The organism is Actinomycetes bacterium (genome assembly GCA_036000965.1).
Lineage (GTDB): Bacteria > Actinomycetota > CALGFH01 > CALGFH01 > CALGFH01 > DASYUT01.
The window spans coordinates 1-22,592 of the sequence record DASYUT010000108.1 but is presented as its reverse complement, the minus strand read 5'-3'; the positions used below and the strand labels follow the sequence as shown (position 1 = coordinate 22,592).

Annotated in this window: 20 protein-coding genes; 3 read left to right on the top strand and 17 right to left on the bottom strand. The window is 72.4% G+C overall.

Translation table 11 applies throughout. From position 1 onward, the window contains the following. Positions 1-20: 20 nt before the first annotated feature. Both dtd and VG276_08415 read right to left on the bottom strand, forming a co-directional pair. A complete protein-coding gene (gene dtd / locus VG276_08420; GenBank protein ID HEV8649416.1) occupies positions 21-470 on the bottom strand; it encodes a D-aminoacyl-tRNA deacylase in 450 nt (149 codons plus the stop codon). A 1-nt stretch (position 471) separates the two neighbouring features. Next, on the bottom strand, positions 472-2,799 hold the full coding sequence (locus VG276_08415; protein ID HEV8649415.1) for a bifunctional (p)ppGpp synthetase/guanosine-3',5'-bis(diphosphate) 3'-pyrophosphohydrolase: 2,328 nt from the start codon (positions 2,797-2,799) through the stop codon (positions 472-474). A 328-nt stretch (positions 2,800-3,127) separates the two neighbouring features. Here VG276_08415 and VG276_08410 point away from each other — a divergent pair, with 328 nt between their 5' ends. Then, positions 3,128-3,619 (top strand): inorganic diphosphatase, encoded by a 492-nt coding sequence (locus VG276_08410; protein ID HEV8649414.1) that lies wholly within the window; start codon positions 3,128-3,130, stop codon positions 3,617-3,619. A 93-nt stretch (positions 3,620-3,712) separates the two neighbouring features. Here VG276_08410 and VG276_08405 read toward each other — a convergent pair whose 3' ends face one another. From VG276_08405 to yajC, 7 genes are all read right to left on the bottom strand, one after another. Next, entirely contained in the window at positions 3,713-5,686 is a 1,974-nt protein-coding gene (locus VG276_08405; protein HEV8649413.1) for an APC family permease, read from the bottom strand. Between the two features lie 88 nt (positions 5,687-5,774). Further along, positions 5,775-7,310, bottom strand: coding sequence for an ATP-binding protein (locus VG276_08400; protein ID HEV8649412.1), 1,536 nt, complete (start codon positions 7,308-7,310; stop codon positions 5,775-5,777). 580 nt (positions 7,311-7,890) lie between these two features. After that, positions 7,891-8,412 (bottom strand): adenine phosphoribosyltransferase, encoded by a 522-nt coding sequence (locus tag VG276_08395; GenBank protein HEV8649411.1) that lies wholly within the window; start codon positions 8,410-8,412, stop codon positions 7,891-7,893. A gap of 173 nt (positions 8,413-8,585) precedes the next feature. After that, positions 8,586-9,845, bottom strand: a complete 1,260-nt coding sequence (secF, locus tag VG276_08390) for a protein translocase subunit SecF (protein ID HEV8649410.1) — start codon at positions 9,843-9,845, stop codon at positions 8,586-8,588. Positions 9,846-9,861: 16 nt separating this feature from the next. Then, on the bottom strand, positions 9,862-11,313 hold the full coding sequence (gene secD / locus VG276_08385) for a protein translocase subunit SecD (protein HEV8649409.1): 1,452 nt from the start codon (positions 11,311-11,313) through the stop codon (positions 9,862-9,864). Positions 11,314-11,438: 125 nt separating this feature from the next. Beyond that, on the bottom strand, positions 11,439-12,134 hold the full coding sequence (locus VG276_08380; GenBank protein ID HEV8649408.1) for an HD domain-containing protein: 696 nt from the start codon (positions 12,132-12,134) through the stop codon (positions 11,439-11,441). A gap of 28 nt (positions 12,135-12,162) precedes the next feature. Further along, complete coding sequence (gene yajC / locus VG276_08375; protein ID HEV8649407.1) at positions 12,163-12,540, bottom strand: preprotein translocase subunit YajC; 378 nt, start codon at positions 12,538-12,540, stop codon at positions 12,163-12,165. A 325-nt stretch (positions 12,541-12,865) separates the two neighbouring features. On the opposite strand from yajC, the gene VG276_08370 reads away from it, so the two are divergent. Then, entirely contained in the window at positions 12,866-13,012 is a 147-nt protein-coding gene (locus VG276_08370) for a hypothetical protein (GenBank protein HEV8649406.1), read from the top strand. A gap of 115 nt (positions 13,013-13,127) precedes the next feature. On the opposite strand, the gene ruvB is transcribed toward VG276_08370, so the two are convergent. The 8 genes from ruvB to VG276_08330 all read right to left on the bottom strand — a co-directional run bounded on the left by ruvB (position 13,128) and on the right by VG276_08330 (position 19,492). After that, entirely contained in the window at positions 13,128-14,183 is a 1,056-nt protein-coding gene (gene ruvB / locus VG276_08365) for a Holliday junction branch migration DNA helicase RuvB (GenBank protein ID HEV8649405.1), read from the bottom strand. A gap of 45 nt (positions 14,184-14,228) precedes the next feature. Further along, the gene (gene ruvA / locus VG276_08360) at positions 14,229-14,825 is read right to left on the bottom strand and encodes a Holliday junction branch migration protein RuvA (GenBank protein HEV8649404.1); all 597 of its coding nucleotides are present in this window, start codon (positions 14,823-14,825) and stop codon (positions 14,229-14,231) included. Continuing rightward, positions 14,822-15,499, bottom strand: a complete 678-nt coding sequence (ruvC, locus tag VG276_08355) for a crossover junction endodeoxyribonuclease RuvC (protein HEV8649403.1) — start codon at positions 15,497-15,499, stop codon at positions 14,822-14,824. The genes ruvA and ruvC overlap by 4 nt, the downstream gene beginning before the upstream one ends. A gap of 271 nt (positions 15,500-15,770) precedes the next feature. Then, entirely contained in the window at positions 15,771-16,514 is a 744-nt protein-coding gene (locus VG276_08350) for a YebC/PmpR family DNA-binding transcriptional regulator (protein HEV8649402.1), read from the bottom strand. Positions 16,515-16,564: 50 nt separating this feature from the next. Further along, the gene (gene pdxT / locus VG276_08345) at positions 16,565-17,155 is read right to left on the bottom strand and encodes a pyridoxal 5'-phosphate synthase glutaminase subunit PdxT (protein HEV8649401.1); all 591 of its coding nucleotides are present in this window, start codon (positions 17,153-17,155) and stop codon (positions 16,565-16,567) included. Positions 17,156-17,158: 3 nt separating this feature from the next. After that, positions 17,159-18,049 (bottom strand): pyridoxal 5'-phosphate synthase lyase subunit PdxS, encoded by an 891-nt coding sequence (pdxS, locus tag VG276_08340; GenBank protein HEV8649400.1) that lies wholly within the window; start codon positions 18,047-18,049, stop codon positions 17,159-17,161. Positions 18,050-18,176: 127 nt separating this feature from the next. Continuing rightward, on the bottom strand, positions 18,177-19,040 hold the full coding sequence (locus VG276_08335; protein ID HEV8649399.1) for a M48 family metalloprotease: 864 nt from the start codon (positions 19,038-19,040) through the stop codon (positions 18,177-18,179). Then, complete coding sequence (locus VG276_08330; GenBank protein ID HEV8649398.1) at positions 19,040-19,492, bottom strand: hypothetical protein; 453 nt, start codon at positions 19,490-19,492, stop codon at positions 19,040-19,042. The genes VG276_08335 and VG276_08330 overlap by 1 nt, the downstream gene beginning before the upstream one ends. A gap of 332 nt (positions 19,493-19,824) precedes the next feature. On the opposite strand from VG276_08330, the gene VG276_08325 reads away from it, so the two are divergent. Beyond that, the coding region (locus VG276_08325) for a hypothetical protein (GenBank protein HEV8649397.1) at positions 19,825-22,592 on the top strand (2,768 nt) is incomplete at its 3' end.

Here is a 22,592-nt window from a genome sequence, read left to right as displayed (position 1 = left end):
GATCACGGCCGGGCCGGGGGTCAGAACTGCCTGGCGCTGTCGAGCAGGATCGTTACCGGGCCGTCGCCGGCCGACTCGACCCGCATGTGGGCCCCGAAGCGGCCCTGGGCGACCGGCACCCCGGACCCGGCGAGTGCGGCGGCCACGGCGTCGACCAGCGGCGCGGCCTGCTCCGGCCGGGCGGCGGCCACGTACGACGGGCGGCGTCCCCTGCGGGCGTCGCCGTAGAGGGTGAACTGGCTGACCACGAGCGCCCCGCCGCCGGCCTCGGTCAGCGAGCGGTTCATCTGCCCCGCCTCGTCGTCGAACACGCGCAGCGCGGCGACCTTCCCGGCCAGCCAGCCGGCCTCGGCCGGGCCGTCGTCGTGGCCGACCCCGACCAGCACCAGCAGGCCCGGGCCGATCTCCCCGGCCACCTCGCCGCCGACCACCACCCGGGCCCAGTCGACCCGGGACACCACGGCGCGCAGCCTAGCCCCCGGGCGGGGAGGGGGCGTGCTGGCCGTGGGGCACCACGCGGAAGGCGTCGAACACGCCGTCCACCTTCTTCACCGTCGACAGCACGTGGGCGAGGTGGGAGATCTCGGCCAGCTCGAAGGTGAACCGCAGCGTCGCGACCCGGTCGCGGCCGGTCGCGACCGTGGCCGACACGATGTTGACGTGGTGGTCGGAGAGCACCTCGGTGATGTCGCGCAGCAGCTTGGTCCGGTCGAGTGCCTCGACCTGGATGGTGACCGCGAACACCGACGGCCCGGAGGTGTCCCACTCGACCTCGAGCAGGCGGGCCGAGTCGCGCCGCAGGTCGTCGGCGTTGGGGCAGTCGGCCCGGTGCACGCTGACCCCGTGGCCGCGGGTCACGAAGCCGATGATCGGGTCCCGGGGCACCGGCGTGCAGCAGCGGGCCAGCTTCACCCAGACGTCGTCCACGCCCTTGACCACCACGCCCCGGCTGGCGGGCAGGGGCCGGGCCGGGCGGACCGCCCGCTCCAGGGTGAAGTCATCGTCGTCCTCCTGCTCGTCGACGCCGAGGTCGGCCTGGAGCCGGGTGACCACGGAGGCTGCCGAGGTCTGCCCCGACCCGACCGCGGCGTAGAAGGCGTCCAGGCTCGCGAAGCGCATCTCCGAGGCGAGCGCGGCCAGGCTGCCCCCCTGGGTCAGCTTCTGCAGCGGCAGGCCCGCCTTGCGCAACGACCGGACCAGGGCCTCCTTGCCCGCCTCGATGGCGTCCTCGCGCCGCTCCTTGGAGAACCACTGGCGGATCTTGTTGCGGGCCCGGGGCGTCTTCACGATCGACAGCCAGTCCCGCGACGGCCCGGCGTCCTGGGCCTTGGAGGTGAAGATCTCGACCGTGTCGCCGTTCTGCAGGGCGTACTCGAGCGGCACCAGCCGCTTGTTGACCCGGGCGCCCACGCACCGGTGCCCGACCTCGGTGTGCACCGCGTAGGCGAAGTCGATCGGGGTCGCGCCGGCCGGGAGCTGGATCACGTCGCCCTTGGGGGTGAACACGAAGACCTCGTCGACGTACAGGTCGGTCTTCAGGTTCTCGATGAAGTCCTTGGGGTCCGACAGCTCCCGCTGCCAGTCGATGAGCTGCCGCAGCCAGCCCATGTCGTCGGTGGCGCCCTTGCCGTCCCTGCCCTTGTCCTTGTAGCGCCAGTGGGCCGCGATGCCGTACTCGCCCGTCCGGTGCATCGCCTTGGTCCGGATCTGCACCTCGAGCGGCTTGCCGCCCGGCCCTACCACCGTGGTGTGCAACGACTGGTAGAGGTTGAACTTCGGCATCGCGATGTAGTCCTTGAAGCGTCCGGGCACCGGCTTCCAGAGCGCGTGGATCTGGCCGAGGGCCGCGTAGCAGTCCTTGATCGACTCGACCAGGACCCGGACGCCGACGAGGTCGAAGATGTCGGAGAACTCCTTGCCCCGCAGCACCATCTTCTCGTAGATCGAGTAGTAGTGCTTGGGCCGGCCGGTCACCTCGGCCCGCACCCTGACCGCCTTGAGCTGGGCGGTCACCTGCTCGATGACGTCGGCCAGGTAGGTCTCGCGGGCCGGCTGGCGCTCGGCGGTCATGCGCACGATCTCCTCGTACCGCTTGGGGTACAGGGTCGCGAAGGCGAGGTCCTCGAGCTCCCACTTGACCTGGTGGATGCCGAGCCGGTTGGCCAGCGGCGCGTAGATGTCGAGGGTCTCGCGCGCCTTGCGCTCCTGCTTCTCCCGGGAGGTGTAGCCCAGGTCGCGCATGTTGTGCAGGCGGTCGGCGAGCTTGATGAGCAGCACCCGGATGTCACGGGCCATGGCGATGACCATCTTGCGGATGGTCTCGGCCTGAGCCGCCTCCCTGGTCTCGAAGTCCATCCGCTCGAGCTTGGTGAGCCCGTCGGTGATCCTGGCCACGTCCGGCCCGAACAGCGCCTCGACCTCCTCCAGGGTCATCGAGGTGTCCTCCACGGTGTCGTGGAGCAGCGCGGCGATCACGCTGGTGGCGTCCAGGCCGAGGTCGGCCACGATGTTGGCCACCCCGAAGGGGTGGGCGATGAAGGGCTCGCCCGAGTCGCGAACCTGCCCGTCGTGCTTCTGCCTGGCCACCTCGAACGCACGCCGGACCAGGGCCAGGTCGGCCCGGGGGTTGCGGTGCTTCATGCGCCGCAGCAGCGAGTCGATGTCCGGCTCGGGCGGGGGCGCGGTGTCGTAGGGGCGGGTGAGCGCGGCGGCCAGCCCGGTGGTGTCGGGGGCGCCGTTCTGCCCAGGCAGGCCCGTGATACCGTGGGGCTCGCGATCGATCGCCAGCCCTTCGTTCACCGGACCGTGCTGCTGCGCCATCGGGGCCCCACCCGTTCACCGTGCCGCTGTTCACTCCGCCGCTGTTCACTCCTAGGAAACCACGGTACACCGAGTGTCGCCAGTTCCCCGGCAGGTCCCCCGGCCAGCCGGTCGGGCACCTGCCGGGGTGCGGGGCGAGCCCCCGGCTTCGCGTTCCTTCACCCCTGGTTTCGCGTTCCTTCACCCCTTTCGTAAACTCGTCACCACCACCCTTTCGTAAACTCGTCACCACGTGCGGGTGGCAAGATGCCGGACGGGAGACCCGCGGTTCATCATGGCCCGGAGCCCGGTGACGCAGGAGGCAGCCATGGACGACGCGATCGAGGTCGTGGTCGAGATCCCCAAGGGGAGCCGCAACAAGTACGAGTTCGACCACGAGCGGCACGTCATGCGGCTGGACCGCCGGCTGTTCACCGCCACCATGTACCCGGCCGACTACGGCTTCGTGCCCGACACCCTGGCCGAGGACGGCGACCCGCTCGACGTGCTGGTCCTGATCTCCGAGCCGACCTTCCCCGGCTGCCACGTCACGGTGCGGCCGATCGGCGTGTTCTGGATGGAGGACGAGAAGGGCCCCGACGCGAAGATCATCAGCGTCGTCGCCGGCGACCCGGAGTACGAGCAGGTCCGCGAGCTCGGCAACCTCCCCAGGCACCTGCTCAACGAGATCGAGCACTTCTTCAACGTCTACAAGGACCTCGAACCGGGGAAGTCGTCGTCCACGGCCGGCTTCGAGGGCGTGGATGCCGCCCGCAAGGAGATCCGGGACGCGATCGCGCGGGCCGGCGAGCAGCGCTGACCCGCCGGCCGCCCAGCCCAGCGGTGGCGCTGCCTCAGCTGGAGGACGGGCCGGCGAGCAGCACCGGCCGCCCAGCCCAGCGGTGGCGCTGCCTCAGCTGGGGGGTGGGCCGGCGACGGCGCGGAGGAGGGGACGCCGGCCGAGCCGGAACGGCACGATCGTCACGTTCACCCCGTCCATGCTGCCCAGGGCGCGGAACAGCCCGGCCGAGGAGTTGTCGTGCAGCACGCGCTTCCAGAACCCGGCGAAGCTGCGCTTGGGCAGCACGATGGTGACCTCGGTGTCGGGCCCGACCAGCTCGCCGATGGCCTCCCGCGCGCTGGCCAGCAGGTTCCGCTCGGGGGCGTCGATGATCTCCAGCGGGACCGGGATCCTGATCTTGGCCCAGAGCCTGCCGAGCTCGCGGGCCCGGTCGGGGTCGGTGGCGACGTGCATCGCGGTGATGTGCAGGGGGTTGAGCTGGCGGGCGTACTGCAGCGCGCCGAGCACGGCCTGGTCCAGGCCCTCGACGAGCACGACGACCTCGTGGCGGGGCTTGGGCGGCGCCAGCCGATGGGTCGCCTCGACCTTCAGCTCGGCCACCTCCGCGCCGTAGGCCCGCTGGGTGCGACGCAGCAGCCAGACGATCACGGGGATGGCCACCACCACCATCCAGGCGCCGTGGGTGAACTTGGTCACCGTGATCACGACCAGGACGACCAGGGTCACCGCGGCGCCGAACCCGTTGATGGCCAGCCCCTTGCGCCAGCCCGGCTGCCGCCGCCTCAGGTGGCGCAGGGTCATGCCCGCCTGGGCCAGGGTGAACGAGGTCACCACCCCGATGGCGTACAGCGGGATGAGCCCGTGGACGTCGGCCTTGAACGCGACCACCAGGAAGATCGCGCCCCCGGCGAGCATGATGATGCCGTTGGAGTAGACCAGCCGGTGGCCGCGCTTGCGGAGCTGGCGGGGCATCAGGGCGTCCTCGGCGGCGAACGAGGCCAGCACCGGGAAGCCGTTGAACGCGGTGTTGGCCGCCAGGACCAGGATGAACAGCGTGGCGACCTGCACGAAGACGAACAGCAGCTGGCCGGTTCCGCTGCCGAGCACCTGCCGGGTGATCTGGGCGACCAGGGTCGGATGGCCGTCCTCGAACGGTAGGGCCCGCAGGCGGATGGCCAGGAAGGTGACCCCGAGGAACAGGGACCCCATGATGAACGCCATCGCGGTGAGGGTCTTCTGGGCGTTGCGGGCCTCCGGCTTGCGGAACGCCGGGACCCCGTCGGCGATCGCCTCCACCCCGGTCAGCGCGGTGGTGCCGGCCGCGTAGGCGTGGAGGAGCAGGAAGAGCGACACCGCGGCCAGCGACGTCCCGGCGTTGGCGAGCTGGGCGGCCTCGTCGGGCTGGTAGACGATCGGCTCGAGCTCGCCGAGCACGGTCTTGAACACGCCGTACAGGATGACGCCGCCCAGGGCGGCGATGTAGACGTAGGTCGGGATCGCAAAGATCCGGCCGGACTCGCGGATGCCGCGCAGGTTGCCCCACATCAGCAGCAGCACGAACGCCACCGAGATCTCGACCCGGTAGTGCCGCAGCGGCTCGATCGCCGAGGCGAGCGCGGCCGTGCCGGCCGAGACGCTCACCGCCACGGTCAGGACGTAGTCGATCAGCAGCGCGGCGCCGCAGACCGCCGCGAACAGGTTGCCCAGGTTGTCCCGGGTCACCATGTAGGCGCCGCCGCCCCGCGGGTAGGCGGCGATCACCTCCCGGTAGCTCAGCACCAGGATGCCCAGCAGCACCACGACCCCGGCGGCCAGCGGCAGGGCCAGGCCGATCGCCGCCGTGCCAGCGGCGGTCAGCACGATCAGCATCTCCTCGGTGGCGTAGGCGGTCGAGGAGATCGGGTCGGAGGAGAACACCGCCAGGGCCACCCGCTTGCTGATGCGCTCGTGGGCGAGCTGGGCGGTCTTGAACGGCGGGCCGAGCAGGACCCGCTTGGCCCGGTAGCCCAGCGACTCGTACCGCCTCGGCTCCTCGGGTGCTGGCGGCACCGGCCGCAGGGCAGGCTTGCTCTCCGTACTGCTCACCGCACGCATCCTCCTGAGGCGCATCTGCCGGGCCGGCACCATCCGGTCTGCCCGGTCGTAGGGTAACCCGCACGGGCCGGCTGGACGGTCACGACCCCGCCTGGACGGCAGGCAGGCGGATCACGAAGGCGGCACCGCCACCCGGCGCGGTCTCCGCCCACAGCCTGCCGCCCATCGCCTCGACCAGCCCACGGCAGATGGAGAGGCCGAGGCCGGTGCCGTTGCCGGGCTGGCCGGTGCGCTCCATCCGGTAGAACTGGCTGAAGATGCGCTCGCGCTCGGCGACGGGGATCCCAGGGCCATGGTCCATCACGCGGAGCTCCACGTCGCTCCCGACGTGGCGGCCCACGACCTTGATCAGCCCGTTGCCGGCGTAGCGGCGGGCGTTGTCCAGCAGGTTGGTCAGGACCTGGTCAAGGCGGACGGGGTCGACCAGCACCGACGGCAGCGACTCGGGTACGTCGATGTCGATCACCTGGCGCGACGGGACGGCTCGGGCCCGGCGCACCACCGGGCCGACCACCTCCGACAGCCAGGTGTCGACCAGCTTGGGGTCCACGGCGCCGGCTTCGATGCGGGACATGTCGAGCAGGTTGGCGACCAGGTGGTTGAGGCGCCCGGCTTCCCGGTCGATGGTGCACAGGAACTCGTGCCGCTGGTCCTCGGGCCAGCGCACCTCGGGGTCGAGCAGGCTCGCCACCGAGGCCATGACCGAGGCCAGCGGCGTGCGCAGGTCGTGGGAGACCGAGTTGAGCAGGGCGGTGCGCAGCCGGTCGGTGGCCTCCAGCGCGCGGGTCCGGGCGTTCTGCTCGTCCTGCTCGGCCTTGTGCACGGCCAGGGCGGCCTGGTTGGCGAAGGTCGCAAGCAGCCGCTGCTCGGTCTCGCCGAAGGTGGCCGCGCCCGGGCCGCCGGCCACCACCACCAGGGCCCCGACCGCCCGGCTGGGGCCACCCAGGGGCAGTGTCATGCTCTGGCCGGGCACGAGCGGGCCCGCGGGCGCGAGCTCCTCGGCTGGCGGGTCGACCAGGACGTCGGCCCCGCCCGCGGCCCGGCGCAGCCCTTCGGGCACGTCGCCGTCAGCGGCCGCGATGCGGGCCGAGCCGTCCTCGGCCCGCAGCACGATGGCGCAGCCGGCCAGGTCGAACAGGGCGCGGACGGTCCGTGCCACGCTGGCCAGCATCTGGCCCAGGCCGCCCTGGGTGACCAGGCTGGAGGACAGCTCGTAGAGGGTCTGGGCCTCCTGCTCCCGGCGCTCGGCCTGGATGCGCCGCTGCTCGCGGGCCGCCACCAGCGCGCTCACCACCAGCGCGATGAGCAGGTACACCCCGAGCGACAGGTAGTTCTGCTTGTCGTGGGCGACGAGGTGGTAGTACGGCGGGATGAACAGCAGGTCGAAGGCGAGGAAGCCGAGGACGGCCGCGACCACGCCGGGGCCGCGACCACCGACGGCGGCTGCCGTGACCACCACGATGAGGTAGACGAGCACCACGTTGGTGGTGGAGACCTGGCCCCGGACCAGCAGCAGGCCCACGGTGGCCAGGAGCGTGCCGGCCACGGCGATGCCGTAGCCGAGCCCGGTTCGAGATCCTCGGACGCTGCGCCGCCCCGGCCTGGTCGCCTGCATACCCGCCAGCATAGGCACTGCCGAGGCCCAGGCGGCAACCCCCTGCCCGAGAACGCCTTAACGAAATCTTTGCATGCGGGCGGCCGGTCTTTGCGGGCGCCTTTGCGCCCGGCCGAGATGGTGGACGGGCACCCTGCCGGCCAGGGCCCATCTCGACGGGAAGCAGCGATGTTGGGCGAATGCGACTTCTGCGCGGGGGTCGACCCGCGGTGGTGGTACCCGACCGCCCCGCCTGGCGCGCCTCAGGGGTCCTCGCCCCCGCAACAGGGCTGGCAGGCCTGCCAGCCCTGTCACGAGCTGATCGAGGCCGGCCTGTGGACCGAGCTCGCCGCGCGGGCCACCACGCTGACCTTCAGCCCCCACTGGCACATGGCCGAGGACCAGGACGCCTACGACCCCGCCGTCGAGCGGCAGCGGGACGACGCCTGGGCCCGGTTCCGGGCCGACCGGCAGGGGCCGGCGGTCAGGCTCGGCCGGCCACGCCGGCCCAGGCGGAGCCTTCTGCCACCGCGGAGCCTTCTGCCACCGTGGTCCCGCCCTGGCCGGTCGGCTGGCGCCCACGAGGCCCCGAGCCGAGCCGTCAGTAGCGGATGAGGCTGAAGAAGTCGTAGCCCTCGATCGCCTTGCGGCCGTTCAGGAAGCTGAGCTCGATGAGGGTGGCGATGCCGGCCAGCTTGCCGCCGAGGCGCTCGACGAGCCGGGCGGCGGCCCGGGCGGTGCCGCCGGTGGCCAGGACGTCGTCGACGATGAGCACCCGCTCCCCCGGGGTGATGGCGTCCGCATGCAGCTCAAGGGTTGCCGTGCCGTACTCGAGCACGTACTCCTCGGCCTCGACCCGGTAGGGCAGCTTCCCGGCCTTGCGCACGGGCACGAAGCCGGCGCCGAAGTGGTAGGCGACCGGGGAGGCGAGGATGAACCCGCGCGCCTCGATGCCGACGACCTTGTCGATGTTGCCGCGGCCGAAGTGGACCACGGTCTCGTCGATGACCGAGGAGAAGGCGACCTCGTCGGCGAGCAGCGGGGTGATGTCCTTGAAGACGATGCCTTCCTGGGGGAAGTCGGGCACGTCGCGGACGAGCGCGCGCAGGCGTTCGATGTCGATGGGCACGGGGACTCCCTTTCTGCGCTTCTTCTGGGCTCGGCGGGCGGGTGGCTGGCGGCGGCGCGGCTTGGCGGGCAGGTGGCGGGCGGCGGCGGCGCCTGGCGGGCGGGACGGCTGGCGGCGGCGCTTGGCGGGCGGGACGGCTGGCGGCGCCGCTTGGCCGGGCGGGGTGGCTAGCGGCGGCGCCGCTTGGCCGGGCGGGACGGCTGCTTGCGCCGCTGCTGCGAGGGCCTCGGCTTCTGGGCCGGACGTGGCTTGGGCGGGGCGGCGGCCACCGGCGCCACCTCGTCGTCGACCGGCTCCAGCTCGGGCTCGAGCCCGTCGGGCTCGTCCGGGTCGGGCGGGAGGTCGGGCAGCCGCTGCTCGGTCACGGGCTCGGCGACCCGGGGCTTGGCTGCGCGCCGGGCGCCCGCCGCCGGGCGGGCGGCGGCCGGCTTGCTCCTGCCCCCGCCGTCGGCCAGCGCGCCCGCGGCGGCCGCCGCGGCGGCCGGCTGCCTGGCCACCCTGGCCTTGAGCTGCCTGTAGCGGGGCTCGGTCTCCTTCCAGACGGCCAGGAAGGGGGTGGCCACGAAGATGGAGGAGTAGGTCCCGCAGGCGACCCCGACGAACAGGGCGAGCGCGAGGTCCTTGATGGTCTCGGCGCCGAGCAGGAACGCGCCCACGAACAGCAGGGCGGCGATCGGCAGCAGCGTCGCCAGGCTCGTGTTGAGGGAGCGGATCAGGGTCTGGTTCACCGCCCGGTTGGCGGCGTCGGAGTAGGTGACCCGCGACATCGAGGTGAGCGCGCCGGTGTTCTCGCGCACCTTGTCGAACACCACCACGGTGTCGTAGAGCGAGTACCCGAGGATGGTGAGCAGGCCGATGACCGTGGCCGGGGTGACCTCGAACCTGGCCAGGGCGTACACCCCGGCGGTGATCACCAGGTCGTGGACGAGCGCGACGAGCGCGGCCACCGCCATCTTGAACTCGAAGCGGAACGACACGTAGACGATGATCACGCCGAGGAACACGAACAGGGCGATGAGCGCCTTGGTGGAGACGGTGCTCCCCCACTTGGAGCCGACCACGGCGGCCGAGACCTGCGGGTCGCCGGTCACCCGGGAGAGGTCGCTGCGGACCTTGGCCACGTGGTCCTGGGGCAGCGACTCGGTCTGCACGATGACCTGCCGCGGGTTGTCCCTGGTGACCTGGACGACCTTGGCCACCGACGGGCCGACCGCCTCGCGCACCTGGGCGACGGTCACCGGCTTGGCCGCCCGGGCCCGGAACACCGCGCCGCCCTTGAAGTCGATGCCGAACTTCAGGCCGGGGACGAACAGGGCGACGACCGAGACCAGCATGGCCACGCTCGAGACGAGGAGCCAGCGGCGCCACTGGCCGACGAAGTCGATGCTGGTCTCGCCGTGGTACAGGCGACTGGCAAGGGACGACACGGGAACGGATCCTCCTTTAGACGGCGGCTCGGATGCCGAGGAACCGCCCTTCCCGGAACAGCCGGGTCCGGGCGAGCAGGCTCACCGCCGGCCGGCCGAACATCCAGGCGCAGAAGAAGTCGACGGCGGTGGCCAGGCCGAGGGTGAACGCGAACCCCCGCACCGGGCCGATGGCGAGCAGGTAGAGCACGACCGCGGCGGCGAACGAGACCGTGTTGGCCGAGACCAGCGTGTGGAACGACCGCTGCCAGCCGCGGTCGACCGACGCGCGCAGGGTCTTGCCCTCGCGCACCTCGTCCTTGAGGCGCTCGAAGAAGACCACGTAGGAGTCGGCGGAGATGCCGACGGCCACGATCAGGCCGGCGATCCCGGCCAGGGTCAGGGTGAAGCCGATCATCTTGCCCATGAGGAACACGATGCCGACGTTCAGGGCGGCGGCCAGGCCCAGGCCGACCCAGGCCACGAGCCCCAGCCCGCGGTAGAACAGCAGCACGTAGAGCAGGACGGCGGCGAGCCCGAGCCCGCCGGCGACCAGGCCGGCATGCAGCGAGTCGGCCCCGAGCGTGGCGCTCACGGTGTCGCGGGTGAGCACGGTCAGGGAGAGCGGCAGGGCGCCGGTGGAGATCAGCGGGGCGAGCGCCTTGGCCTCGGCCTCGGTCTGGCCCGAGATGACCGCCTCGCCGCCGGGGATGCCGACGTTGCACTGGACGCTGTCGGCCATCGGCGGGTTGTTGATGACCACCCCGTCCAGGGTGATGCCGAGCTGCCGCTTGGGGTCGCCCTGCGGGTTGCAGGCGAGCTTGCCGGTGATGGCGGCGAACTTCTTGCCGCCGGCGCCCGACAGCTTGAGCGCGGTCTGCCACTGGCCGGTGGTGACGCCGTTCTGCCCGGAGGTCTCAAGCTCGGCCCGGGCCGAGGAGATGTCGGTGCCGCCGAGCGCGACCGGGCCCATGCGCAGCTTGGCCGCGGTGGGCTCGGGCGCGTCCTGGCCGGGGTCGCGCAGGCAGAGCACGGCGTCCTTGTCGATCTGGTCGACCCAGGTCTGCGGCTTGGCGCAGTCCACCGAGGCGAAGGGCCCCTGCTTGTACTCGGGCTGGCTGGAGCCGACCACCTCGAGCACGGGCCGGAACCGGAGCTGGGCGGTGGTGCCGACCGCCTTGATGACCTCGTCGGGGTTCTGCACGTCCGGGATCGACACGACGATGTTGCCGGCCTCGAGGTTGACCTCGGACTCGGCCACGCCCTTGGAGTTCACCCGGTTGCGGACGATGTCGATCGTGGTGTCGAGCTGCTCCTTGGTGGGCGTGCTGCCGTTGGGGCTGACCGGCTTGAAGGTCACGCTCGTGCCGCCGCGAAGGTCGAGCCCGAGGCGGGGACGGATGTCCTGGGCGGCGACCACGCCCCAGATCGCGGCGGCCAGCACGATCACGATGACGAGGGGGAGCACCAGTCGACGGGTTCCTGACATTGGGGAGCGGTTCTCCTTTTCAAGCCTGTGGGCGGCGCCTTCACGCCGGTAGCTGGGACTCGCGCGCCCGGGCGCCCTGGCTTCGGTGGGCGCCGGCGGGACGCACGCTCCAGCCTAGAGCAACCCTAGAGCAACGAGCTGCCGTTGACGGTCATGCGGAACTTGCAGCCGAGACCCTCCGCGGCCCGCCGGCACATCATCATGCGGGTCAGGAAGATCTCGAAGTACTCGAGGATGTCGGATACCCCGGTGTCGATGTCAAGCTCCAGCGTCACCGTCTTCTGAGCGGCGTCGGCCCGGACGAACGAGTGCCGGGCCGAGAAGTTGACACGGTCGTGGATGTCGAACTCGACCTGCGCGTCCTTGCGCACACGGGAGCGGTGCACGTCGGACTTGTCGGCGATGTTGACCGCGGCCGACACCGGCGAGACGGCGTGGCCGAGCTCCTCCTCGTGGTTGCCGATCGCGCTGATCACCAGGCCGATGTCCTCGGTCGCCATGCCCATCTCGGCGAGCACGGGCATGGCGATCAGGGCGGAGGTCTGCGGGTGGTTGTGGCGGCTGATCACGTTGCCGACGTCGTGGAGGTAGCCCGCGACCGCGGCCAGCTCGGCCAGGTGCGGGTCGAAGCCGAGCCGGGCCAGGATGTTGTGGGCGATGCGGGCGACCAGGTTGGCGTGGCGGAAGCCGTGCTCGGTGAAGCCGAGCTGGCCGGTGAACTGGTCGGCCAGCGCGATGTAGGTCTGGATGACCTTGTTGCCGGCCACCTGGTCGAGGAGCGGCAGTTCGACGCTCGCCGGTCGGCGGTCGGCTACGCTCACCGGCGGGCCTTTCCCGCGCCCGCGGTGCTCATCGCTCCGGGCGCCCGTCGCGCCCGTCGTCCGCCCTGTCGGCCTCCACGGCCTCAATCTCGTCGATGGACTCGATCTCGTCCTCGTCGGGCTCGTCGATCGCTTCGGGCAGGTCCGGCTCGACCCGCCGGGCGACCGCGCCTCGGTTGATCCGCGCCTCGGCACCGGGTGACAGCTCGATGGTGATGACGTCGCCGTCGAAGCGCCGGATGACCCCGTGGAAGCCGCCGATCGTGACGATCTCGTCCCCGAGCTGGAGCGAGCGCTGCAGGCTCTGCTGGGCCTGGAGCCGCCTGCGCTGGGGCCGGATGATGACGAAGTAGAAGAACGCGAACATCAACGCAAGGATGATGAACTGCGCACTACCGTTTCCCATAGCGTGAGGACCTCCGGAGAGCCCGGGCCGTTCCCGGGCCGACGCGCCGCCGGCTGAGCTCGTGGCGCGGCACGACAACATGCCGCAGCCATCCAGGCCGCGGTACAGCGGCCATCCTAGGCGCGCCCCTGGCAGCGGTCAACTGACCGAGACTCGAGGACAGCCGGTCTGAGCAGGCACTTCGCTGCCTGTTCAGCTTCCTCTTGCATTCACCGGGTCTAGCCCGATAGAACTATGTCCAAGATGGTCCCTTGACTTCCTTTACGTCCGGAGGCTTTCGCCGAACAGAGGGCGAGGCGGACGGACCGAGAACGGGAGGGTCACGATGGCGGTGCGGATCCAGCTCACGGCTCGCCGTCGGCGCGCCACAAGACCCGAGAACCCGGACGTCACCGCGACCATCAGCGACGAGTCGTGCCTGCTCGAGTGCGCGGAGGCCATGCTCGCCGAGATCGACGGGGTACTGGGCTAGACGGTCACGGTTTGCCAGGCCGGAACTGGCGCCGGGGCTCACCCCTCACCGCACGGCCGGGGCTCACTCCCCCGGCGTGCCGCCGGGGCTCACTCCCCCGGCGTGCGGCCGGGGCTCACTCCCCCGGCGTGCCGCCGTCCTCGTCGAACAGCGAGCCGGAGGGGGCCGGCTGGGCGCCGGTCGGCGCGGCCAGGCCGAGGTGGGCGAACGCGGCCGCCGTGGCCAGCCTGCCCCGCGGCGTCCGCTGTAGGAACCCGAGCTGCAGCAGGAACGGCTCGGCCACGTCCTCGATCGTGTCCGGCTCCTCCCCCACCGACACGGCCAGGGTGGCCAGGCCGACCGGCGTGCCCGTGAAGCGCTCGCACAGCATGCGCAGCAGCGCCAGGTCGAGCTTGTCCAGCCCGAGCGGGTCGACCTCGAACAGCTCGAGGGCCCGGGTCGCGATCTCCTCGTCGACGTGACCGTCCCCCTTCACCTCGGCGAAGTCGCGGACCCGGCGCAGCAGCCGGTTGGCGATCCGGGGGGTGCCCCGCGAACGGCGGGCCAGCACGGCGGCGCCCACCGGGTCGATCCGGACCCCGAGGATGCCGGCCGAGCGGGTCACGATGGCCTGCAGCTCCTCCGGCCGGTAGAGGTCGAGGCGGGCGGAGAAGCCGAACCGGTCCCGCAGCGGCGAGGTGATCAGCCCGGTCCTGGTGGTCGCCCCGACCAGCGTGAACCTGGGAAGGTCCAGGCGGAGGCTGCGCGCCCCGGGGCCCTTGCCGAGCACGACGTCGATCTGGAAGTCCTCCATGGCCGGGTAGAGGACCTCCTCGACCGCGCGCGGCAGCCGGTGGATCTCGTCGACGAAGAGCACGTCGCCCGCTTCCAGCCCGGTGAGGATGGCGGCGAGGTCGCCTGCCCGCTCCAGGGCCGGGCCGGAGGTGATGCGGAAGCCGACCTCCAGCTCGGCGGCCACGATCGCGGCCAGGCTCGTCTTGCCGAGCCCGGGCGGTCCCGAGAACAGCAGGTGGTCGGGGGGGAGCCCACGTCGGCGGGCCGACTCCAGCACCACCCCGAGCTGCTCGCGGGTACGGGCCTGGCCGACGAACTCGGCCAGCCGGCGCGGCCGCAGGCTGCCCTCGCCGGCCCCCTCCCCAGGCATGGCCTGCGGCGCGAGGATGTCGGTCATCGGCGCGCTCCCGCCCGCGGGGCCGCGGGGTGGCGCCCGCCGTGGTCATCGTGGCCCGGCCAGGGCGCGCAGCGCCTGGCGGAGCAGCTCCTCGGTGGGCAGCTCGCCGGCGTCCTCGGGCAGCGACTCGAGGGCGACCTTGACCTCGGCGGGCCCGTAGCCCAGGGTGCCGAGCGCCTCGCGGACCTCGGCATAGGCGGGCCGGGTACCCTCGTCGGCCGGGAGCCCGACCTCGCTGCCGCCGCCGCCGAGCTTGTCCTTGAGCTCGAGGATGAGCCGGGCGGCGCCCTTGCGGCCGACCCCCGACACCAGGGTGAGGGCGTCGGCGTCCCCGGCGCTGACCGCGCGGCGGAGCGCGTCCGGGGAGTGCACCGACAAGATCGCCAGGGCCAGCTTGGGGCCGACCCCGCTGGCCCCCAGGAGCTGCTCGAACGCGCGCCGCTCGTCGGCGCTGGTGAACCCGTAGAGGGCGAGGGTGTCCTCGCGCACGTAGGTGACGGTGTGCACCAGCACCTCGGCGCCCCGGGGCATCGAAGCGAGCGCCTTGGGGGTGAGGAAGACCTTGTAGCCGACGCCCCCGACCTCGACCACCGCGCCGTCGGGCAGCAGCTCGGCCAGCCGCCCGCGCAGGCTCGCGATCACCGCGCACCCCCCAGCCCTGTCGAGCGGGGCAGCCCTTGCGCGCCCCCCAGCCCTGTCGAGCGGGGCCGCCCCTCGGGGTTCCCCGGGCCACTCCGGAGCCCGGGGGAGGTGGGTGCGGCCCGGGCGAGCCACGCGGCGGCCGGCGCCGAGCCGATCGTGCCGCTGGCCCGGTCGCCCGACTGGCCGGCCGCACCCAGGTGGCCGGCCACGCCCAGGTGCTGGAGGTGGCAGAGGGCGACCGCGAGCGCGTCGGCGGTGTCGGCCGGCGTGGGCGTGGTCGCCAGCCCCAGGGTGACCCGGACCATGTAGCCGACCTGCTCCTTGGGGGCCGAGCCGATGCCGGTGACGGCCCGCTTCACCTGCGACGGGGTATAGGAGGCGACCGGAAGTCCGTGCTCGGCGGCCACCAGCAGCACCACGCCCGACGCCTGGCCCACGGTCATCGCCGTGCGCACGTTGGCGTTGACGAACAGGCGCTCGATGGCCAGGCAGTCGGGACGCGTCTCGGCCACCACGGCCCGGAGCCGCTCGGCCAGGTGGGCGAGCCTCGGCGCGACCTCGGTGCCGCGGGTGGCGATGGTGCCGTAGGCGACCGCCGCGAGCGGGCCGGCGCCCCGCTCGAGCACGGCGTACCCGCAGCGGCCGAGCCCAGGGTCGACCCCGACCACCCGCATCCGGCAGGCCTCCTCGAACAGGTGTTTGGCGGCAGCCTACCGGTTCCCGGGACCGGGCTCAACCAGCGGCCATCTGCCAGCGAAGCGACCGTTACGCGTCGCCGTCGTCGGGTATCGTGCTCGGGTATGGCATGACCCCCCGACCCGCGAAGGGAGGCACCTGTGAGGACTCTGATCCTCGTCCTGATCGTGCTCGCCATCATCGCCCTGGTGATGTTCATCCTGGGCCGCCGCCGCACCTGAGCACCAGGGAGCAGCCCCTCCGCCGCGGTCAGCTCACCTCGGCCATGACGGCGTCGGGGATGTCGAAGTTCGCGTACACGTCCTGCACGTCGTCGAGGTCCTCGAGCGCGTCCAGCAGCCGCAGCACCTTCACTGCCGCGTCGCGCTCGAGGGGCACCGACACACTCGGCACCATCGTGACCTCGGCCGAGTCGTAAGCGATCCCGGCCTGGTCGAAGGCGGCGCGCACGCCGCGGAGGTCCCCGGCGGCGGTGATCACCCTGAACCCGTCCTCGCTTGACTCCACGTCCTCGGCCCCGGACTCGAGGGCGACCTCCATGACCCGCTCCTCGCCCACGTCGCCGGGCACGTACAGCTCCCCCTTGCGGGTGAACAGGTAGGCCACGCTGCCTGCCTCCGCGAGGTTGCCGCCGGCCTTGGAGAAGACGTGGCGGACGTCGGCCGCGGTGCGGTTGCGGTTGTCGGTGAGCGCCTCCACCAGCACCGCCACCCCGCCTGCGGCGTAGCCCTCGTAGGTGACCAGGTCGGGGGGTGGGCCCTCAAGCTCGCCGGCGCCCCGCTTGACCGCCCGGTCGATGGTGTCGTTGGGCACCGAGCTGTCCTTGGCCTTCTGGATGGCATCGGCCAGGGTCGGGTTGCCGTCAGGGCTGGCGCCGCCGCTGCGGGCGGCCACCTCGATGCCGCGGATCAGCCTCGCGAACAGCCTGCCCCGCTTGGCGTCCTTGGCACCCTTCTGGTGCTTGATCGTCGACCACTTCGAGTGCCCGGACATGCCCGCTCCCTTCAGATCGTCCAGCGCCTGGCCGTGGATCGGGCCGGCAGCTATTCCTGCGCGCCCCTGACCAGCTCGGCGAACCAGCGGTGGAACCGGTGTTCGCCGGCCAGCTCGGGATGGAACGCGGTCACCAGCAGGTTGCCCTGGCGCGCAGCGACGACACGGCCGTCCACCTCGGCCAGCACCTCCACCTCCGGGCCTAGCTCGGAGATCCAGGGCGCACGGATGAACACGGCCGCCACCGGGCCACCGTCCAGGCCCTTGACGTCGAACTCGGTCTCGAACGAGGCGACCTGGCGCCCGAACGCGTTGCGGCGCACGCGCACGTCCATCACCCCGAGCAGGTGCTGGGGCGGCCCCTCGACCTCGCGGGCCAGGAAGATCATGCCGGCGCAGGTGCCGAACACCGGGAAGCCGGCCCGGGCCCGCTCCCGCAGCGGCTCGAGCAGCCCGTAGCGGCGGGCCAGCTTGCCGATCACGGTGGACTCGCCCCCGGGCACGACCAGCCCGTCGACCTGCTCCAGCTCGTCCGGCGTGCGGACCTCGCGCGCCGCGGCCCCGACCGCGGCCAGGGCGGCGAGGTGCTCGCGGACGTCGCCCTGGAAGGCCAGGACGCCGATCACGGGCCGCCGCGCCATGGCCTACCAGCCGCGGCCGGCCAGCCGCTCGCCCTCGGACAGGCTCGAGATGCCCACCATCGGCTCCCCCAGCCCGCGCGACACCTTGGCGACGACCTCCGGGTCGTTGAAGAAGGTGGTGGCCTCCACGATCGCCCGGGCGCGCCTGGCCGGGTCGCCGGACTTGAAGATGCCCGAGCCGACGAACACGCCGTCCGCACCGAGCTGCATCATCAGCGCGGCGTCGGCCGGGGTGGCGATCCCCCCTGCGGTGAACAGCACCACCGGCAGCCGGCCCTCGCGGGCGACCTCGGCGACCAGCTCGTAGGGGGCCTGCAGCTCCTTGGCGGCGGCGTACAGCTCCTCAGCTGCAAGGCCGGCCAGGCGGCGGATGCCGCCGGTGATGGCGCGCATGTGCCGCACCGCCTCGATGACGTTGCCGGTGCCCGCCTCCCCCTTGGAGCGGATCATGGCCGCCCCCTCGGCGAGCCGGCGCAGCGCCTCGCCCAGGTTGGTCGCGCCGCACACGAACGGCACCTTGAAGCCCCACTTGTCCACGTGGTGGGCCTCGTCGGCCGGGGAGAGCACCTCCGACTCGTCGACGTAGTCGACCCCGAGCGCCTGCAGGACCTGGGCCTCGACGAAGTGGCCGATGCGGGCCTTGGCCATCACCGGGACCGTGACCGCCCGCATGATCTGGTCGATCAGCTCGGGGTCGCTCATGCGGGCGACGCCGCCCTGGGCCCGGATGTCGGCCGGCACCCGTTCCAGCGCCATGACGGCGACGGCTCCAGCGTCCTCGGCGATCCTCGCGTGGTCGGCGGTGACGACGTCCATGATGACGCCGCCCTTCAGCATCTCGGCCAGGCCGCGCTTGACCCGGGCGGTCCCGGTGACGTGGTTCGTCGAGTCCATGCTGGGGCGCTCCTTCGGTGCCGCCGCCGGGCGGGCAGGGCTGTTTTCTCTGCTCAGGGGGGCCGTCGGTCCAGGCTACGCCAAGGGCGCCGGGCTCATCAACGCGCCGGCGGCGGGACCCTGGTGGCTACAGCTCGCGGAGGGCCGCGACGCGCTCCTCGACCGGCGGGTGGGTCCGGTACATGCGCTGGAGCCACTGGTCGCCGGCCGGCTCGGGCGCCACGATCCACAGGTGGTCCAGGCCCGGCTGGGTGCCGGGCCGGTCCGGCCCCGAGCCCAGCTTGCCCAGGGCGCCGATCAGGCCGGGCGGGTAGCGGGTGAGGTAGGCGCCGGTCTCGTCGGCGTCGAGCTCGCGCCGGGCCGGGGCGGCCAGCCGCATGAGCAGGGCGAGCGGGGCGAGCGCGACGGCGGCGGCCCCGAGCAGGGGGCTGCCCCCGCGCCGGCGCGACTCCCGCAGCAGGCCGGGCGCCCCGCCGAGCACGACCGCCACCGTGCCGAGCCTGGCCGCGCCGCTGTGGACGTGCGCGAGCTCGTGGGCGAGCACCCCTTCCAGCTCGACCCGGTTCAGCGTGGCCAGGAGCCCGCGGGTGACCACGAGGGCGCTGTGGGCGGGGCCGCGCCCGACCGCGAAGGCGTTGGCGGCCCGCGCGTCGACCACATAGAGCCGGGGCACGGGCAGGCCGGCCGTCTCGGACAGCCCTTGCACCAGGTTGTGGTAGCGGGGGTCGCGGTCGGGGTCGGCTGGCACCGCACGCGACCGGGAGAGGGCGATGCGCTCGCCGAGCCCGGGCGCGAACCCGACCAGGAGCACGGCGAGGGCGAGCCCAAGGCCGAGGCCGAGGCCAGGCTGGCCGGCGAGCAGGCCCAGGACCAGGCCGAGCAGGCCCAGGGCGGCGGTGAAGGCGGCGACCACCTGGCGGTAGGCGCGCCGGTTGCGCCGGATCTGCTCGCTCAGGGGCAGCCCGGTCGACGGGACGTACGTGCCGGCCATCAAGGGATGAGGAAGATGCCGACCCAGACCCCGAACACCACGGAGGCGACGAGGAGGGCGAGGGGGGTGAAGCGTCCGTAGCCGAGGCCGGCCAGGCCCGGCCGCGGCTCGTGCTCGGCCCGCACGTTACGGTTCACCAGCCCGAGCAGTGGCAGCAGGAACAGGAACAGGACGCCCTGGACCAGGCCGAGCAGCGCGCCCCAGCCGACGAAGGTGGCCGACTCGATCTGCTGGAACACCAGCCGGTAGGCCAGGGCGAGCAGCGCGCCGAGGGCCACCTGGACCGCGACGCCGTAGATGTAGACCATCGGGGAGCGGTCCTGCACCAGCAGGCCTCCCTCGAACCGGAGCAGGTCCAGCCTGGTCAGCCGCAGGCCGAGGAACCCGGCGTACACGGTGACCATCACGATCGCCCCGGCGATCCCACCCCACAGGGCCGTTGCCACGTCCACCACTTGCCTCCTCACAGGTGCAGCCCGGGCCGGCCGCACGCCTCTCCACTCCTGAACCGGGGAGCCCGCCTCGAGCCACCCGCACCCACCCCGTCACGCCGCCCGCGAGTGTACCGGACCAACCGCCTCCGGCCGGCGCGACCTCACGGCAACCGGAGGGCTGTGGACAGCCCAGGCGCCGAGCCCTCCATCTCTGTCAAGTTTGCCCGGCCAGGTGTTCGCTGGCCGAACCTCGACTCGACCGCTACCGCTCGCAGGAGCGTCTCTGCATGCTCGTATCTCACCGCCCGCCGCTGCTATGGTGCCAGCATGCGCGACCCATCCTGGTACCCATGACCGTCGATGAGCTGCTCTCGTTCGTCGCCGCACTACCCGGCGCCCGTCCTCTTCCAGCCAACCCGCCTCTGACCAGCGCTGCGATGGTCGCCGGCATCGAGATGGCGGCGACAGGAACCACATCGGAGCAGGCGTTGCGAAGGACGTGGCGTGCGCGCCGCGGAACCGGCGCGACCCCGTTGCTCCTCGTCGCCGCAGATCCCGAACGTCCGGACTCCCTGCTCGCGCTCGGCGTGGTCGACGCCACCGGGCCGGTCCGGTCCATCGAGACGAGCGCGCTGGCCGACGTCGTCCAGCGCATCTCCACCCGCCCCCGCCTCGAGGCGATCCGCGAGCTGGCCACCGCGCTGGACCGGCTCGACCAGGGCGGCATTCCCGGGCTCAAGCTCCGCGAGCTGCTCACGCTGCACACCCTCGACGTCCGCCTACGCCGCGACCCTGCCCGCTGGGCCCGAGCCACCGAGACCACCAAGGCGATCGGCCGGGACGCCGACTGGAGGACAGTACTGACCAGCCTCGGGTACGACCTGGAGCGCCGTCGGCATCGAGGCTATCTCGCCCGGTTCGAGGGACGGCCGGTCATCGTCGTTCACCTCAAGGCAGATCCGGCCGAGTTCGGCCGTTTGGACGAGGACGGACGTCCTCCCGAAGGCCTGCTGCTCAACGACTGCCGGTCCGACGGCGCACCGTTCGGAGTCCTTGCCCACGGGAGCGGAGGCCGGCTCCGGCTCTTCGAGGCTGATCCCGCGCTGGGCTCCGCCGTCGCCCGCTACCTCGATGTCGACGCCGGGGCCCTTCGGGAGGAGGACCGGCCCTTCCTGGCCCTGCTCGGGCCCGAGTTCCTCGCCGAAGACGGTTTCGCCGCCCTGCAGGAGGAGGCTCGGGCCTTCGGCGCCCGGCTCCGGCGCCGCCTCGACGAGACGATCCGGCAGAGCGTGCTGCCGACGCTGGGACGCGCGCTCGGGCGCTGGGCGGTGCGGCAAGGCCAGGACCTGGCGGACGACGACACCCGACAAGAGCTGGAGCATGCCGCGCTGACGGCCGTGTTCCGGGCGCTCTTCCTGTTGTACGCGGAGGGTGCCGGCTATCTCCCCATGGACAACCGCTCCTACCGGCTGGCGTCGCTCTCCCACCTCGTCGAGGAGGCGGCCGAGACACGAGACCGCCTCAGTGGCCGCTCCACGGCGCTGTGGGACCAGTTCACGCTGCTGATCAAGGCCATGCGGAACGGGAACCCGGCGTGGGGCGTCCCGGCCTACAACGGCGCGCTCTTCGCCGCCGACGGGCTTGACGGCGCGGCCACCCTCGAGCGGGCGGCGCTCGCCGATCCCGACACGAGCGCGGTCCTGACCGGGATCGGGCTCGAGCCGGAGTCCGGCACGGGCGTCGACTACTCGACGCTGGACATCGGGCATCTCGGTCACATCTACGAGGGCCTGCTCTCGCTCCGACTCTCGCTGGCCGACGCACCGCTCCGCTACGACCCGCGAACCGACCGCTACGTCAGAGCAGCCGAGGGGGAGACGGTCGACGTCGAAGCAGGCGACCTGCTCTGGCAGACGCACGAGGGCGGGCGCAAGGGCGGCGGCGTCTACTACACCCGCTCCGAGCTGGTCCGCCACCTGGTCCGCCAGACCGTCGTGCCCGCCTACCAGGCACACCTGAACCAGGTGAGACGGACGGCGGCGACCGACCCCCTTGCGGCGGCAGCCGAGCTGTTCGACTTCGCCGTGCTGGACCCGGCCTGCGGCAGCGCGCACTTCCTCGTCGTGGTGGTGAACGAGCTGGCCGACCTCGTGATCCGCTTCCTGGCCGACACCCCCCTTCCCGCGGTTCGGGCGGCGATCGAGCGGCTCCGCGCCGGCGCGACCCGTGGCGTGCCCATCGAGGACGCCGCGCTGCTGCGCCGGCTGGTGCTCAAGCGCTGCGTGTTCGGGGTGGACGTGAGCGCCATGGGCGCGGAGGTCGCCAAGCTCTCGCTGTGGCTCGCCTCCTTCGTCCCCGGCCTGTCACTCGCCTACCTGGGCCGCAACGTGGTCGTGGGCAACTCGTTGGTGGGCGTCATGCGGCCGGAGGCCCTTCGTCGCTCGGGCACGACCGGTCAGGTGTCCTATCTGGACGAAGCGCTGGCCGAGGGACTGGCCGACGCCGCCGAGGCCGTCGCCCGCGTTGCAGAGAGCGACGACCGCACGCCCGACGAAGTCGATGCGAGCGAGGCCGCCGACACCGAGGGGCACCGGGTGACGGCTGCCCTGGAGCGCCTGTTCGACCTGTGGACCGCCGAGCCGCTCGGTGTCCCAGGAGCCCGCAACGAGGTCGAGCTACACGGCCCGGAGGTTCTCGAAGGAAGGACGAACGGGCTCGTAGGGAGCGCGACCGCCGCCCGCCGGCAGCACAGCTTCCTGCACTGGCCGCTGGCCTTCCCCAAGGTCTTCGCGCGGGCCCGTCCCGGGTTCGACGCGGTCATCGGCAACCCACCCTGGGAGGAGGTGACGGTCGAAGCCCTCGGCTTCTACGGCCTGTTCGCCCCAGGGCTGCGCAGCCTTCCCGAGTCGGAGCGAACTGTGGCGACCGACCGGCTGATCCGGGAACGACCCGACCTCGTCGACCGTTTGACCATCGAGCAGGCCCGCGCCGTGCTCGAACGGCAGTACTTTCCGACCGGGGAGTACGAGCCTATGCCCGGGGATCCCGACCTCTACAAGTTCTTCTGCCAGCGGTACCGAGGGCTGCTTCGCGACGAAGGCGTGCTGGGAGTCGTCCT

Bases quoted from the DNA above. Each gene is read 5' to 3' on its own strand.
- pdxT (HEV8649401.1), bottom strand. From the start codon at position 17,155: ATGGCGCGGCGGCCCGTGATCGGCGTCCTGGCCTTCCAGGGCGACGTC.
- VG276_08400 (HEV8649412.1), bottom strand. From the start codon at position 7,310: ATGCAGGCGACCAGGCCGGGGCGGCGCAGCGTCCGAGGATCTCGAACC.
- secD (HEV8649409.1), bottom strand. From the start codon at position 11,313: ATGTCAGGAACCCGTCGACTGGTGCTCCCCCTCGTCATCGTGATCGTG.
- yajC (HEV8649407.1), bottom strand. From the start codon at position 12,540: ATGGGAAACGGTAGTGCGCAGTTCATCATCCTTGCGTTGATGTTCGCG.
- pdxS (HEV8649400.1), bottom strand. From the start codon at position 18,049: ATGGACTCGACGAACCACGTCACCGGGACCGCCCGGGTCAAGCGCGGC.
- VG276_08370 (HEV8649406.1), top strand. From the start codon at position 12,866: ATGGCGGTGCGGATCCAGCTCACGGCTCGCCGTCGGCGCGCCACAAGA.
- VG276_08350 (HEV8649402.1), bottom strand. From the start codon at position 16,514: ATGTCCGGGCACTCGAAGTGGTCGACGATCAAGCACCAGAAGGGTGCC.
- ruvB (HEV8649405.1), bottom strand. From the start codon at position 14,183: ATGACCGACATCCTCGCGCCGCAGGCCATGCCTGGGGAGGGGGCCGGC.
- VG276_08410 (HEV8649414.1), top strand. From the start codon at position 3,128: ATGGACGACGCGATCGAGGTCGTGGTCGAGATCCCCAAGGGGAGCCGC.
- ruvC (HEV8649403.1), bottom strand. From the start codon at position 15,499: ATGCGGGTGGTCGGGGTCGACCCTGGGCTCGGCCGCTGCGGGTACGCC.
- VG276_08335 (HEV8649399.1), bottom strand. From the start codon at position 19,040: ATGGCCGGCACGTACGTCCCGTCGACCGGGCTGCCCCTGAGCGAGCAG.